Origin of the sequence: Gemmiger formicilis, assembly GCF_016901605.1 — a bacterium.
GTDB classification, from domain to species: Bacteria; Bacillota; Clostridia; order Oscillospirales; family Ruminococcaceae; genus Gemmiger; species Gemmiger formicilis_B.
In genome coordinates this window covers 1-218 of record NZ_JACJKP010000964.1, presented here as the reverse complement: position 1 = coordinate 218, position 218 = coordinate 1, and the positions used below count along the sequence as shown (strand labels likewise).

The 218-nt window shown below is 55.5% G+C and carries 1 pseudogene; it reads left to right on the top strand.

The features are described 5' to 3' along the window. A pseudogene (locus H6B10_RS17410) lies at nucleotides 1-218 on the top strand (hypothetical protein); the annotation flags it as partial.

Below are 218 nucleotides of genomic sequence, written 5' to 3'. Positions count from 1 at the left end.
GACTGCGACGCCGACGAACTGCTGGCCCGGTTCTGTGCGGTATCGGGACGGGAAGATGTGGTGGATGCCGCCTGTACGGGATATGAGGTACTGCACACCGAAACCCTGGGCCGCACAGATGCCGAGGATAATATCGAAAACGATAAAAAATCCCTGCACATAATTAAAGAAGAAGGTGTTCCCGGCGGTCAGCATACAGAACAGGGCCAGTGCCGCAT